Source organism: Pseudomonas sp. 3296, assembly GCF_031456615.1.
GTDB lineage: Bacteria > Pseudomonadota > Gammaproteobacteria > Pseudomonadales > Pseudomonadaceae > Aquipseudomonas > Aquipseudomonas mucoides.
Genome location: NZ_JAVDUY010000004.1, coordinates 332,893 through 346,336, shown reverse-complemented (window position 1 = coordinate 346,336; position 13,444 = coordinate 332,893). Strand labels below are relative to the sequence as shown.

Here is a 13,444-nt window from a genome sequence, read left to right as displayed (position 1 = left end):
GACTTCTGCTCATAACGCAGGGTTATGACGCGACGTTGGCTTCCGGCACGCTGCCCACGAAGGTGTCGGGTTCACGCACGATGGTCACGTCCGATTGGATCAGCAGAAACTGGTTGTCATCGAGTTTCTTGACGCGATCGCCAATGGCCAGTTTGTAGGTGGTGACAGGCTCCGTGCCGCCGAGGCCGTCTGCCGACGGAGTGGATTCCTGGAACTCATGCACGGAATAAACGCGGCCTTCCGCATCTCTTGCATGGAACTGACCGACAAGTACTGCTGCCATCTGTTTAGAACCTCTGGAGATAAATCACTCAATTTTCGGTTCTGTAGACCGTGGTTGGGCGAAGTAAGTTTTCCTACAAGAAAAAAATAGTCAGGGGCGGTGAAATTCAGAGCCCGCTGGGTGAATCGTCATCTATACCTACAAGTTCTTTCCATCGGACAGTCGAGACATCTTCCATGAGTAACGTCTATACGATCGCTGTCGTGGTCGGCAGCTTGAGAAAAGCATCGATCAATCGCAAGGTGGCATTGGCCTTGGCTGACCTCGCGCCGGCCAATCTCAAGCTACAAATCGTCGAAATCGGCGACTTGCCGCTCTACAACGAAGACATCGATGGTGCTTCACCGCCGGCAGCCTACAGCACTTTCCGGCAGCAAGTACGTTCATCCGACGCAGTGCTGTTCGTCACCCCGGAATACAACCGCTCCGTACCCGCGCCGTTGAAGAATGCCATCGACGTGGGATCGCGGCCCTATGGCCAGAGCGCCTGGAGCGGAAAACCAGGTGGTGTGATCAGTGTTTCACCCGGCGCAGTCGGTGGATTTGGTGCCAACCACCACTTGCGCCAGTCCATGGTGTTTCTGGATGTGCCGTGCATGCAGCAGCCGGAAGCCTATCTGGGAGGGGCGGGTTCGGCGTTTGACGAGGCGGGTAAATTGTCCGAGTCGGTGAAGCCGTTCCTGCAGAGCTTCATCAATGCCTATGGCAAATGGGTCGAACAACACAAAAAGGTCTGAAAACACCGTTCCTCCTGTAGGAGTGAGCCTGCTCGCGATAGCGGTGTGTCAGTTGGCGTTGATTTGGCCGACACACCGCCATCGCGAGCAGGCTCACCCCACAGGGAATTGGGGGCTAAGGGGAGGGCTGCAATCGGCTACAGATCATCGACTCGATCTCCGCCAGCCACGCAGCTGTTTGTGCCGCCGACGGTTGTGCAGTCACGCAATAGCGGCGGCCGCCCCAGGCGGTGATCAACCAGGCATCGATGGTTGTATCTGACGGATGCTCAGGCAAATCACTGCACGCGGCAAACGCTTCGCGCCACTTCTGTGACAGCTCCTGGAACACCCGTCGATGGTGCTTGGGTTCGGCGATCTGGTGTTCAAGGGTCATCAACTCATAGTCGAACAACGGCTGATCAGCATCGGTCGGGTCACAGGTGATGCGGATCAAACGCTTGATTCGCGCCTGCCAATCCAGATGCGTGGGTCGTACGATCTGTTCATCGATGTGCTGTAACAGATTTTCCAGGCAGTGGCGGACATACCCTGACAGCAGCGCTTCCTTGCTCGGGAAATAATCGTACAACGTCCCGATGGCGACGCCAGCTTCCAGCGCCACCGCTCGGGTGGTCAGCCCGGACCAGCCATCGCGCCGCCAAATCCGAACAAACGCCTCGTAAATCGCTTCCACGGTGAAGATCGCCCGGGCCTGACTCGGCCGTTTCAGCGGTTTGGCGCGGGGGTTGAGGGTGGGCGCAATGCCCCTGGTGTTTCCGACCCCGCTCTTCATCGGCTGCCACTACTCTGGTGCTACCCGCCACTCACTCGCAGCAGGAGTCTGAAAGATGCAAAGTCCGAGCACGGTAACACGGCTGATCACCCGCAAAAACGCCCTTGAGCAGAGTCGAATCGAACAGGAACAGCGCAGTCTCGTTCCCGTCGAAGGGGAGGTGATTCTGAAAATCGACCGCTGTGCGCTGACCACCAACAACATCACCTACGCCGCTTATGGCGATTCGATGAATTACTGGGGGTTCTTTCCTACAGGGCTTGAGGAATGGGCACACATTCCGGCGTGGGGATTTGCCGATGTGATCGCGTCAACCGTGGAGGGGGTCGCGGTCGGAGAACGCTTCTACGGCTACTTTCCGATTGCCAGTCATCTGTGGATGCGTCCCGAGCGCGTCACTGATCGAGGGTTCTATGATGCCGCCGAGCACCGGCAGGCATTGACCTCGGCCTACAACCAGTACACCCGCTGTAGTTGGGATCCGTACTACAGCCCCGACACCGAAAACCTGCAGATTTTGCTGAAGCCGCTGTTTTTGACGTCATCGATGCTGGCGGATTTCCTGCAGGATAATCAGTTTTTTGGTGCTACCCGGCTGGTATTTTCCAGTGCTTCGAGCAAAACCGCCTATGGCACCGCCGTGTGCCTGGAAAACCACCCCGACATTGAGCGGGTGGCGCTGACTTCCGCCGGCAACAAGACCTTCGTCGAAGCGCTCGGTTGTTATGAGCGCACGGTGTCATACGCCGAACTGGCGAGCCTGGCCAATGATCGTCCCACGCTGTATGTGGATTTTTCCGGCGACCTGGGTTTGCGTGACCGGGTGCATCAGCATTTCGCCGGGCAACTGGCGTACAGCTGCTTTGCCGGTTCCGCGCAAAGCACCGACGAGGCACAACTGAGCGCCATTGAAGGGCCGCAACCGGTGTTCTTTTTCGCCCCGATCCAGCTGCGCAAGCGCAACGCAGAGTGGGGAGCGGAACGGGTCAGTCAACATATCGGCGAGGGGTTGCAGCGGTTTTATGGGCAAGTGACCGCGCCCGCCAATCCACTGTTGGAGGTGGTGGAGAGTGACGGTTATGAGGCGGCGCAGACGGTGATCACACGGCTGTTCAACGGCCAGGTCGCGCCAATGCAAGGCCATGTCATCCGACTGTAACCCTCCTGTTGTAGCAGCTGACGAGCCTCGCGCTGCCCGCCAGCTGCTACGGGATCGTGGTGTGTAGAAATTGGGGCTTTACTCTGGTCGTGCGTTGCGGCTGAATCGCGGTTTGTTTTTCCGCGCAAGGTTGCTTTGCATGCTCATCGCCTCACTCATTTTCCTGCTGACCATCACCCTGGTAATCTGGCAACCCAAAGGCCTGGGTGTTGGCTGGAGTGCGGTATTCGGTGCCGTGCTGGCACTGATTTTCGGTGTCGTGCACCTGGGCGACATCCCGATCGTGTGGCAGATCATCTGGAATGCCACCGGCACGTTCGTGGCGCTGATCATCATCAGTTTGCTGCTGGATGAGGCGGGTTTCTTTGCCTGGGCTGCGTTGCATGTGGCTCGTTGGGGGCGGGGCAGCGGGCGCAAACTTTTTGCTTATATGGTGTTGCTGGGGGCTTTGGTCTCGGCCTTGTTCGCCAATGACGGCGCGGCGCTGATCCTCACGCCCATCGTGATTTCCATGCTGTTGGCGCTGCGGTTCTCCCCGGCGGCGACCCTGGCGTTCGTGATGGGCGCCGGTTTCATCGCCGACACCGCGAGCCTGCCGCTGGTGGTGTCGAACCTGGTGAACATCGTTTCCGCCGACTTCTTCCACATCACGTTCAACCGTTACGCGGCGGTAATGATCCCGGTCAACCTGGTGAGCGTCGCGGCCACATTGGCGATGCTGATGTGGTTCTTCCGTCGCGACATTCCGAAAGACTATGACCCCGAACAACTGGAGCTGCCCGCCACGGCGATCCATGACAAGGCGACGTTTTATGCCGGTTGGGTGGTGTTGGTGATCCTGCTCGTGGGCTGTTTTGCCTTGGAACCACTGGGTATTCCAATCAGTGCCATTTCTGCGGTGTGCGCTGCGTTGTTGCTGGGTATTGCCGCGCGCGGCCACAAGATTTCCACGCGCAAGGTGATGAAAGAAGCACCGTGGCAGATCGTGATTTTCTCGCTGGGCATGTATTTGGTGGTGTATGGCCTGCGCAATGCCGGCCTGACCGGGTATCTGGCGGGATGGCTCGATGGCTTTGCCCATTACGGCATATGGGGTGCGGCCATGGGCACGGGCGTGCTGACGGCGATTCTGTCTTCGATCATGAACAATTTGCCGACAGTGCTGATCGGTTTGCTGTCGATCGATGCCAGTCAGGCCAGTGGCGTGGTGAAGGAGGCGATGATTTACGCCAACGTCATCGGCAGCGACCTGGGGCCGAAAATCACGCCGATTGGCAGTCTGGCGACGTTGTTGTGGCTGCATGTGCTGGAGCGCAAGAGCATCCGGATCGGGTGGGGGTATTACTTCAAGGTCGGGGTGGTGTTGACGGTGCCGATTTTGTTGGTGACGTTGGCGGCTTTGGCCTTGCGGTTATCCGTTTAGACCGAGTTGGCTTCATCGCGAGCAGGCTCACTCCTGGATGGAATCTCCTTCTGCAGGAGTGAGACTGCTCGCGATAGGGCCAGTTCAGGCGCTACAAAACCTCAACCATTACCCGGCACATTCGGCCAAAGATCCGCCACCAGAAACAACCGCTCCGCTTCCTCCCAGTCCCCCTCGGCATTCTCGGTCAGGCGCACCAACAACTGCGCCGGCGCCAACGGCTCCAGAGCACCGAGCCACGCATTCAATTGCTCGACGCTCCAGGTCTGCTCCGCAGGATAATGCGCCGGCGCCAGCCAGGCATGGCGGGGCAGGGGCTGCCAGCGACCGAAGGGGCGCTGCACGACAAAATCCGCCCAATCCTTCTGATGCAGCCAGCTACCGCGCAAATGCTGCGGATGCGCGCCGCTGGGCGGTTCGGCCTGTCCCGGCCACGGATACAGCAGGTAACCGCCGAGCCACAAGTGTGCGCTGAACTGCTGGATATCCAGGGCCGCCAGCACTTCGCGGCTTTCGCCGCGGGCAGAAATGGGCAATTGATGGTGAGCCAGGTGCGCCAGTTTTCGGTCCAGTCGATCATGACAGCCGGGGCCGAGCCATTGCGCGGTGTCATACCCGTCGCCATGTTGCGGCCCCAGATAGAGCTTGATCGCCAGTTCCAGGTGATGCACGCCGTCGCGGTCACGCAGCAGCATGTCCAGTTCGCCCAGAGTGTGGCCTTCACGGCGGATCGGCAGGTTGGCGGCGATCAGCTCGATCCCCGGCGCGTGACGCACCGCGTACTGCCATAGCCGCTCGCAATACAGGCCCAGACGCCGGGTTCGGGCCTGGGACAGCCAGTGCAGCAAGTCATAGCTGTCACGGTCCAGTTGCCGCAGCCAGCGCTCCAGGCGTTGCGGTTCTTGCACCCATTCACTGCCGGCCAGCGGATGCCGCTGCGGCCACGGCGTATCAACGAGCATCGGCGGCGCGAGGATGACCCAGGCCAGGTCGCGCACTTCGGGGTGGCGCAACTGATGGGGCAACGAGAGCAAATCGGGAAATAGGATCATCTTGCGAGCATAGCCCTAAACATGAGTACACCCTTGTGGCTGAAAGGATTTTGTCTATCCCGCGCTTTCGCCCATAATCGTCTTTTTCGCCGTCCTTGCAGGAACCCCATGGAGCAATTTCGTAATATCGGCATCATCGGTCGCCTGGGCAGTTCCCAGGTGCTGGATACCGTCCGCCGACTGAAACGGTTTCTGCTCGATCGTCACTTGCACGTGATCCTCGAAGACACCATCGCCGAAGTCCTTCCCGGTCATGGCCTGCAAACCTCGTCCCGCAAGATGCTCGGCGAAGTGTGTGACATGGTGATTGTGGTCGGCGGTGACGGCAGCCTGCTGGGCGCCGCTCGCGCGCTGGCCAAGCACAACATACCGGTGCTCGGTATCAACCGTGGCAGCCTCGGTTTCCTCACTGATATCCGCCCCGACGAGCTGGAAGTCAAAGTCGCCGAAGTGCTCGACGGCCATTACCTGGTGGAAAACCGCTTCCTGCTGCAAGCCGAAGTCCGCCGTCACGCCGAAGCCATTGGTCAGGGCGATGCCCTCAATGATGTGGTGCTGCACCCCGGCAAATCAACGCGGATGATCGAGTTCGAGCTCTACATCGACGGCCAGTTCGTCTGCAGCCAGAAGGCCGACGGCCTGATCGTCGCGACGCCCACCGGTTCGACGGCCTATGCGCTGTCGGCGGGCGGACCGATCATGCACCCCAAGCTTGACGCTATTGTGATTGTGCCGATGTACCCCCATACCTTGTCGGGCAGGCCGATTGTGGTCGATGGCAACAGTGAGCTGAAAATCGTCGTGTCCAAAGATATGCAGATTTACCCGCAAGTCTCCTGTGACGGGCAGAACCACTTCACCTGCGCGCCGGGAGACACCATCACCATCAGCAAAAAAGCGCAGAAGCTGCGGCTGATCCATCCGCTTGACCACAACTACTACGAAGTCTGCCGGACCAAGCTCGGTTGGGGCAGTCGATTGGGTGGTGGAGGCGACTGATGCTCGATCCCGCGCGTAGCTACGACCTGATCGGTGACGTGCACGGTTGCGCTCTGACCCTTGAGCACTTGCTCGACCGGCTCGGTTACCACAAACAAGGTGGCGTCTGGCGGCATCCGTCGCGCATGGCCGTGTTTGTGGGCGACATCATTGATCGCGGCCCGCGGATTCGCGAGGCGCTGCACATCGTGCATGACATGGTCGAGGCCGGCCAGGCGCTGTGCATCATGGGCAACCATGAATTCAACGCGCTGGGCTGGAGCACGCCGGCGCCACCGGGCAGCGGCAAGCAGTTCGTCCGTGAACACACACCGCGCCATGCCCGGCTGCTGGGTGAAACCCTGACCCAGTTCGAAGACCATCCCGGTGACTGGCATGACTTCCTGCAGTGGTTCTACGAAATGCCATTGTTCGTCGATGCCGGGCGCTTCCGGGTGGTGCATGCGTGCTGGGATTCGGGCCTGATCGAGCCGCTGCGCGGATTGTTTCCCAACGGTTGCGTCGATGAGCATTTCCTCCAGGCCTCGGCCGTGCCGGGCAGTTTCGCCTGCACCGTGTTCGACCGGTTGCTGCGCGGCACCGACATGCGCTTGCCCGATGGCTTGACCATGACCAGCGGCGACGGTCTGGTGCGTTCGTTCTTCCGCACCAAATTCTGGGAGGACGACCCGCAAACCTACGGAGACATTGTGTTCCAGCCCGACGCATTGCCTGAGCCCGTGGCCAGGACGCCACTGTCGTCCACGGAAAAAAATACCCTGCTGCGCTATGGCGTCGACGAGCCACTGTTGTTCGTCGGCCACTACTGGCGCAGCGGCAAACCGGCGCCGATTCGCCCGAACCTGGCCTGCCTGGATTACAGCGCCGTGCTCTACGGCAAACTGGTCGCCTATCGGCTGGATCAGGAAACCCGGCTCGATCCGCATAAATTTGTCTGGGTCGATGTCGAACGGCCGGAGGTGCTGCAATGAGTGTGGTTGCCGTATTGCGTCTGCCGCTGGCGGTGGATTTGAGCGGGTTCGTCAAACTGCTGCAGCGTATGCAGGTGCCGCACCGCGTCAGCGAGGAGGCGGGCGAGCAGGTATTGTGGGTGCCGTCCAACATCAGCGAAGACGTGCGTTCGCTGTACGAACGTTTTCCGGCCGGTGATCCCGATCAACAGCTCGACATTCCGGCAGCGCAAACCACTCGGCGCCCCGGTTTCGTCGAGCAACTGCGTTACGCCAGGGCGACCGCGGCGATTTTGCTGCTGAGCATCCTGGTCGGTGCTGTGACGCTGCTGGGCGAAAACCTCGACACGATGCGCTGGCTGACCTTCCTCGATTTCCGCGTAGTCGGCGAGTACATCCATTTCGTACCGTTGGCCGACAGCCTGGCGGCGGGGCAGTGGTGGCGCCTGATAACGCCGATGCTGATCCACTTCGGCATCCTGCACCTGGCCATGAACGGTATGTGGTACTGGGAGCTGGGCCGGCGCATCGAATCGCGTCAGGGCAGCATCAACCTGATCGGCCTGACGTTGCTGTTCAGCCTCGTCTCAAACTATGCCCAGTATTATTTCAGTGGTCCGACCTTGTTCGGTGGCTTGTCCGGCGTGCTGTACGGCCTGCTCGGGCATTGCTGGATCTTCCAGCTGTTGTCACCGAACCCGGCTTATCGCCTGCCGCGCGGCGTGCTGGTGATGATGCTGGTGTGGCTGGTGCTGTGCCTGTCCGGGCTGGTCTCGATGATCGGCTTCGGTGAAATCGCCAATGCGGCGCACGTCGGCGGGTTGCTCGTCGGATGCCTGACCGGTTTGTTGGGTGGTTTGTACAACCGCCGTAAACTGGCCGCCTAAAACAGTTTATGTAGTAAAGAGCGCGGAGACCTAGATGTCCTCTTTTAACGAAATGATCCAAAACATCACCCCCGATATCTACCAGAGCCTGAAACTGGCGGTGGAAATCGGCAAATGGTCCGACGGTGGCAAACTTACCGCCGAACAACGCGAGCTGTCGTTGCAAGCGATGATCGCCTGGGAAATCCAGAACCTGCCCGAAGACCAGCGCACTGGTTACATGGGCCCGCAGGAATGCAGTTCGAAGTCGATCAGCGTACCGAACATTCTGTTCAAGTCGGATGCCATCCATTGATCGAGATTGGCCGCGGTGCAATCAGTAAAATGTCGGCGCGTCTTGATGGGTCCGACGTGCAGTACGCGTTTCGCCTGGGCGATGTCGAGGTGCCGGTCAATCCAATGATCGGCACCACTGTACGCCTGGAATACCTGGGGGCGATCTTTTGCTCCCATTGCGGGCGCAAGACCAAAACCAGTTTCAGCCAGGGCTATTGCTACCCGTGCATGACCAAACTGGCGCAGTGTGACATCTGCATCATGAGCCCCGAGCGTTGCCACTACGACGCTGGCACCTGCCGTGAGCCGGAGTGGGGCGAGAAGTTCTGCATGACCGACCACATCGTGTACCTGTCCAACTCGTCGGGGGTGAAAGTCGGGATTACCCGCGCCACCCAGCTGCCGACCCGCTGGATCGATCAGGGTGCCCGCCAAGCGTTGCCGATCATGCGCGTTTCGACCCGTCAGCAGTCGGGTTTCGTCGAAGACCTGTTCCGCAGCCAGGTGGCGGACAAAACCAACTGGCGTGCCTTGCTCAAAGGGGAAGCGGCGTCGGTGGACCTGGCCGAAGTGCGTGATCAACTGTTCGACAGTTGCGCCGAGGGCCTGCAAACCTTGCAGGAACGATTTGGCCTACAAGCGATTCAGACCATTGCCGACGTAGAAACCCTCGAAATCCGCTATCCGGTCGAGCAATACCCGGCCAAGATCGTCAGCTTCAACCTGGACAAGAATCCAATTGCCGAAGGCACGCTGTTGGGCGTCAAGGGTCAATACCTGATCTTCGACACCGGCGTGATCAACATTCGTAAATACACGGCTTATCAGCTCGCCGTGCATCAGTAAGGACTCCAGCATGCGCACCGAACAACCGAAGATGATTTACCTGAAAGACTATCAGGCGCCCGAGTACCTGATCGACGAGACGCACCTGACCTTCGAGTTGTTCGAGGACCACAGCCTGGTCCATGCGCAACTGGTGATGCGCCGCAATCCCGAGCGCGGCCCTGGCTTGCCGCCGTTGGTACTGGACGGTCAGCAGCTGGAGCTGCTGTCGGTCACCCTGGCTGATCGCGAGCTGAGTGAAAGCGACTATCAGTTGACGGACAATCACCTGACCCTGCACCCGACCAGCACCACGTTCACGGTCGACACCAGCGTCAGGATTCACCCGGAAACCAACACCGCGCTGGAAGGCTTGTACAAATCCAGCGGCATGTTCTGCACCCAGTGCGAGGCCGAAGGCTTCCGCAAGATTACCTATTACCTCGACCGCCCGGACGTGATGAGCAAGTTCACCACCACGGTCGTCGCCGATCAGCATAGCTATCCGGTGCTGCTGTCCAACGGCAACCCGATTGCCTCGGGCCCTGGCGAAGACGGCCGGCACTGGGCGACCTGGGAAGACCCCTTCATGAAGCCGGCGTACCTGTTTGCGCTGGTGGCCGGTGATTTGTGGTGCGTTGAAGACACCTTCACCACCATGACCGAGCGTTCCGTGGCGCTGCGCATCTACGTCGAGCCAGAGAACATCGACAAGTGCCAGCACGCCATGAACAGCCTGAAGAAGTCGATGCGCTGGGATGAAGAGGTGTACGGTCGCGAGTACGACCTGGACATCTTCATGATCGTCGCGGTCAACGACTTCAACATGGGCGCCATGGAGAACAAGGGCCTCAACATCTTCAACTCCAGCGCCGTGCTGGCCCGCGCCGAAACCGCAACCGATGCCGCACACCAGCGCGTCGAAGCCATCGTCGCCCACGAATACTTTCACAACTGGTCGGGCAACCGCGTGACCTGCCGCGACTGGTTCCAGCTGTCGCTCAAGGAAGGCTTCACCGTGTTCCGCGATGCCGGATTCTCCTCGGACATGAACTCGGCTACGGTCAAGCGCATCCAGGACGTCGCTTACCTGCGTACGCACCAGTTTGCCGAAGACGCCGGTCCCATGGCTCACGCCGTGCGCCCGGACAGCTTCATCGAGATTTCCAACTTCTATACCCTGACCGTGTATGAAAAGGGTTCGGAAGTGGTCGGCATGATCCATACCTTGCTCGGGGCCGAGGGCTTCCGCAAAGGCAGTGACCTGTATTTCGACCGCCACGATGGCCAGGCGGTGACCTGCGACGACTTCATCAAGGCGATGGAAGACGCCAACGGTGTCGACCTGACGCAATTCAAGCGCTGGTACAGCCAGGCGGGTACACCGCGCTTGGCGGTGAGCGAGTCTTACGACGCAGCGGCGAAAACCTACAGCCTGACCTTCCGTCAAAGCTGCCCGGCGACCCCGGACAAGGTTGAAAAACTGCCGTTCGTGATACCTGTGGAATTGGGCCTGCTGGACGCCAAAGGCGCGGCGATTGCCTTGCGTCTGTCCGGCGAAGCCAGCGCTCAGGGCACATCGCGGGTGATCTCGGTGACCGAAGCCGAGCAGACGTTCACCTTCATCGATATCGCTGAACAGCCGTTGCCTTCATTGCTGCGTGGTTTCTCGGCGCCGGTGAAACTGAGCTTTCCGTACGACCGCGATCAATTGATGTTCCTGATGCAGCATGACAGCGATGGTTTCAACCGCTGGGATGCCGGTCAGCAATTGTCGGTTCAGGTGCTGCAAGAGCTGATTGCCCAGCATCAGGCGGGTGAAACGCTGGTGCTGGATCAGCGTCTGATTTCTGCTTTGCGCACGGTGTTGTCGGACGAGACGCTGGACCAGGCCATGGTTGCGGAAATGCTTTCGTTGCCGGGTGAGGCGTACCTGACTGAAATCAGCGAAGTGGCTGATGTCGATGCGATTCACATTGCCCGTGAGTTTGCTCGCAAGCAATTGGCTGAAGGTTTGTTTGAGGCGTTGTGGCTGCGTTATCAGGCCAATCGTGACCTGTCGAAGAAGACCCCTTATGTGGCCGAAGCCGAGCACTTTGCTCGTCGCGCGTTGCAGAACATTGCGCTGTCGTACTTGATGCTCAGCGGCAAGGCGGAAGTGTTGGCGGCGACGCTTGAGCAGTTCGAGGCGAGCGATAACATGACCGAGCGCCTGACGGCGTTGGCGGTGTTGGTCAATTCGTCGTTTGAAGCAGAGAAGGCCAAGGCACTGACAAGTTTTGCCGAGCACTTCAAGGACAATCCGCTGGTCATGGATCAGTGGTTTAGTGTTCAGGCGGGCAGTACGTTGCCGGGTGGTCTGGAGCGTGTGCGTCAGTTGATGCAGCATCCGGCCTTCAACATGAAGAACCCGAACAAGGTTCGCGCGCTGGTCGGTGCGTTTGCCGGGCAGAACCTGATCAACTTCCATGCGGCGGATGGTTCAGGGTATCGCTTCCTGGCGGATCTGGTGATCGAGTTGAACGGGTTTAACCCGCAGATCGCTTCCCGGCAGTTGGCGCCGCTGACTCGCTGGCGCAAGTATGATGATGCGCGTCAGGCGTTGATGAAAGGCGAGCTGGAGCGGATTCGTGCTTCGGGTCAGTTGTCCAGCGATGTGTTTGAAGTCGTAAGCAAGAGTCTGGCCTGAGTCTGGTTTTTTCTCCCTCAGGGTTCACTCGGACCCTGTGGGAACTGACTTTTGTGCTTTGACTGCCTACTGATGTACACCGACCACTAAAACCCCAATCACCTAACCTGATACCCAATCATTCAGCCAAACCCCATCCCCGTCAGGTTAACAAAAGATAACGTGGCGTCGATTGTCAGACCTTTCCAAACCCCGATAGGATAAGCCAGCTTCCGAAGGGGCTCTAGATTGCGCGTTTCAGGACTAAGCTCCAAACAGCCAATCACCACGAGCCACCTTACGGCGCCCTGAAAGGTTGAACGACCTAACAATAATAATGGGGGAAGGTCTATGAGTGAGCCTGTCATGGGTGTGGGTATCTGCCGCCCGCCGGCACTGCGCAAATTCGCGTTGCTGGCTACAGCGCTCTCGCTGTTGGGCTGTGCCGCATTGTCGGCACCTGCGCTGGCCGCTGCCGCGCCAGCATCCGATACTGTTTTTGCCATTGAATCTGCCAAGGCCGTCAAAAGCCTGATGCTCGATGTCGTCCACGCCGGCAAGCGCCTGGTGGCGGTCGGTGATCGCGGGCATATCCTGTATTCCGACGACCAGGGCGCAACCTGGGTTCAAGCCAAGGTGCCAACCCGCGCACTGCTGACCTCGGTGTTTTTCGTCGATGACAAACACGGCTGGGCCGTCGGCCATGACGCTCAGATCCTCGCCAGCGAGGACGGTGGCGCCACCTGGACCAAGCAATTCGAAGATTTGAAACGCGAAGCACCGCTGCTCGATGTCTGGTTCAAGGACGTCAACAGCGGCTTTGCCGTGGGCGCGTATGGCGCGCTGCTGGAAACCACCGACGGTGGCAAGCACTGGGAAGACGCCAGTGATCGCCTGGACAACGAAGACCAGTTCCACCTCAACGGCATCGCATCGGTCAAGGATGCCGGGCTGTTCATCGTCGGCGAACAGGGCAGCATGTTCCGCTCTGCCGACTGGGGCCAGACCTGGGAAAAACTCGAAAGCCCGTACCAAGGTTCGCTGTTCGGCGTGATCGGCACAGCACAGGCCAATACGCTGCTGGCTTACGGCCTGCGCGGCAATCTCTACCGCTCTACGGATTTCGGCAGCACCTGGGAGCAGGTTGAGCTGAAAGCCGCTCGCGGCGCGCTGGAGTTCGGGTTGTCCGGCGCAACCCTGCTCGACGACGGTTCCATCGTGATCGTCGGCAACGGCGGCTCGGTGATCCGCAGCAACGACAACGGCGAAACCTTCAGCGTGTTCAACCGTCCGGATCGCATTTCCGTTTCGGCAGTGACGGCGGCGGGCAATGGCAATCTGATTCTGGCAGGACAGGGCGGCGTTCGCGCTACTTCGCCAACCGGCTCAGAGCTGGGCAAATAATAAGAA

13 protein-coding genes are annotated in these 13,444 nt (G+C 59.5%); 10 read left to right on the top strand and 3 right to left on the bottom strand.

What is annotated here, in order from left to right; genetic code table 11:
- Positions 1 to 22 precede the first annotated feature (22 nt).
- Entirely contained in the window at positions 23 to 283 is a 261-nt protein-coding gene (locus tag J2X66_RS12810; protein WP_310264777.1) for a hypothetical protein, read from the bottom strand.
- Between the two features lie 176 nt (positions 284 to 459).
- Here J2X66_RS12810 and J2X66_RS12805 point away from each other — a divergent pair, with 176 nt between their 5' ends.
- Positions 460 to 1,020, top strand: a complete 561-nt coding sequence (locus J2X66_RS12805) for an NADPH-dependent FMN reductase (protein WP_027923395.1) — start codon at positions 460 to 462, stop codon at positions 1,018 to 1,020.
- Between the two features lie 115 nt (positions 1,021 to 1,135).
- Here the strand turns inward: J2X66_RS12805 and J2X66_RS12800 are convergent, their stop codons facing one another.
- On the bottom strand, positions 1,136 to 1,795 hold the full coding sequence (locus tag J2X66_RS12800) for a TetR/AcrR family transcriptional regulator (protein ID WP_310264771.1): 660 nt from the start codon (positions 1,793 to 1,795) through the stop codon (positions 1,136 to 1,138).
- A gap of 55 nt (positions 1,796 to 1,850) precedes the next feature.
- Between J2X66_RS12800 and J2X66_RS12795 the strand changes: the two genes are divergently transcribed.
- Both J2X66_RS12795 and J2X66_RS12790 read left to right on the top strand, forming a co-directional pair.
- The gene (locus J2X66_RS12795; protein ID WP_310264767.1) at positions 1,851 to 2,954 is read left to right on the top strand and encodes a DUF2855 family protein; all 1,104 of its coding nucleotides are present in this window, start codon (positions 1,851 to 1,853) and stop codon (positions 2,952 to 2,954) included.
- A gap of 139 nt (positions 2,955 to 3,093) precedes the next feature.
- On the top strand, positions 3,094 to 4,377 hold the full coding sequence (locus J2X66_RS12790) for an arsenic transporter (RefSeq protein WP_310264765.1): 1,284 nt from the start codon (positions 3,094 to 3,096) through the stop codon (positions 4,375 to 4,377).
- Positions 4,378 to 4,478: 101 nt separating this feature from the next.
- Here J2X66_RS12790 and J2X66_RS12785 read toward each other — a convergent pair whose 3' ends face one another.
- The gene (locus J2X66_RS12785; protein ID WP_310264761.1) at positions 4,479 to 5,429 is read right to left on the bottom strand and encodes a DUF1853 family protein; all 951 of its coding nucleotides are present in this window, start codon (positions 5,427 to 5,429) and stop codon (positions 4,479 to 4,481) included.
- Positions 5,430 to 5,537: 108 nt separating this feature from the next.
- On the opposite strand from J2X66_RS12785, the gene J2X66_RS12780 reads away from it, so the two are divergent.
- From J2X66_RS12780 to J2X66_RS12750, 7 genes are all read left to right on the top strand, one after another.
- On the top strand, positions 5,538 to 6,428 hold the full coding sequence (locus tag J2X66_RS12780; RefSeq protein ID WP_027923400.1) for an NAD(+) kinase: 891 nt from the start codon (positions 5,538 to 5,540) through the stop codon (positions 6,426 to 6,428).
- Positions 6,425 to 7,399: a metallophosphoesterase gene (locus tag J2X66_RS12775; protein ID WP_371258947.1), complete on the top strand. Its 975-nt coding sequence runs from the start codon at positions 6,425 to 6,427 to the stop codon at positions 7,397 to 7,399. Before J2X66_RS12780 ends, J2X66_RS12775 begins: the two co-directional genes overlap by 4 nt.
- A complete protein-coding gene (locus tag J2X66_RS12770; RefSeq protein ID WP_310264754.1) occupies positions 7,396 to 8,265 on the top strand; it encodes a rhomboid family intramembrane serine protease in 870 nt (289 codons plus the stop codon). Before J2X66_RS12775 ends, J2X66_RS12770 begins: the two co-directional genes overlap by 4 nt.
- A 34-nt stretch (positions 8,266 to 8,299) precedes the next feature.
- On the top strand, positions 8,300 to 8,560 hold the full coding sequence (locus J2X66_RS12765) for a YeaC family protein (RefSeq protein WP_123435606.1): 261 nt from the start codon (positions 8,300 to 8,302) through the stop codon (positions 8,558 to 8,560).
- Positions 8,557 to 9,387 (top strand): DUF2797 domain-containing protein, encoded by an 831-nt coding sequence (locus J2X66_RS12760; protein WP_310265269.1) that lies wholly within the window; start codon positions 8,557 to 8,559, stop codon positions 9,385 to 9,387. Before J2X66_RS12765 ends, J2X66_RS12760 begins: the two co-directional genes overlap by 4 nt.
- 10 nt (positions 9,388 to 9,397) lie before the next feature.
- Positions 9,398 to 12,055 carry an aminopeptidase N gene (gene pepN, locus J2X66_RS12755; protein ID WP_310264751.1) on the top strand — a complete coding sequence of 886 codons (2,658 nt, stop codon included), beginning with the start codon at positions 9,398 to 9,400 and terminating at the stop codon, positions 12,053 to 12,055.
- 330 nt (positions 12,056 to 12,385) lie between these two features.
- A complete protein-coding gene (locus J2X66_RS12750; RefSeq protein ID WP_310264749.1) occupies positions 12,386 to 13,438 on the top strand; it encodes a YCF48-related protein in 1,053 nt (350 codons plus the stop codon).
- The last annotated feature ends 6 nt before the right edge of the window (positions 13,439 to 13,444 follow it).

Coding starts and splice junctions, on each gene's coding strand:
- J2X66_RS12785 (WP_310264761.1), bottom strand. CDS start 5,429: ATGATCCTATTTCCCGATTTGCTCTCGTTGCCCCATCAGTTGCGCCAC.
- J2X66_RS12805 (WP_027923395.1), top strand. CDS start 460: ATGAGTAACGTCTATACGATCGCTGTCGTGGTCGGCAGCTTGAGAAAA.
- J2X66_RS12800 (WP_310264771.1), bottom strand. CDS start 1,795: ATGAAGAGCGGGGTCGGAAACACCAGGGGCATTGCGCCCACCCTCAAC.
- J2X66_RS12795 (WP_310264767.1), top strand. CDS start 1,851: ATGCAAAGTCCGAGCACGGTAACACGGCTGATCACCCGCAAAAACGCC.
- pepN (WP_310264751.1), top strand. CDS start 9,398: ATGCGCACCGAACAACCGAAGATGATTTACCTGAAAGACTATCAGGCG.
- J2X66_RS12790 (WP_310264765.1), top strand. CDS start 3,094: ATGCTCATCGCCTCACTCATTTTCCTGCTGACCATCACCCTGGTAATC.
- J2X66_RS12765 (WP_123435606.1), top strand. CDS start 8,300: ATGTCCTCTTTTAACGAAATGATCCAAAACATCACCCCCGATATCTAC.
- J2X66_RS12810 (WP_310264777.1), bottom strand. CDS start 283: ATGGCAGCAGTACTTGTCGGTCAGTTCCATGCAAGAGATGCGGAAGGC.
- J2X66_RS12780 (WP_027923400.1), top strand. CDS start 5,538: ATGGAGCAATTTCGTAATATCGGCATCATCGGTCGCCTGGGCAGTTCC.
- J2X66_RS12770 (WP_310264754.1), top strand. CDS start 7,396: ATGAGTGTGGTTGCCGTATTGCGTCTGCCGCTGGCGGTGGATTTGAGC.
- J2X66_RS12750 (WP_310264749.1), top strand. CDS start 12,386: ATGAGTGAGCCTGTCATGGGTGTGGGTATCTGCCGCCCGCCGGCACTG.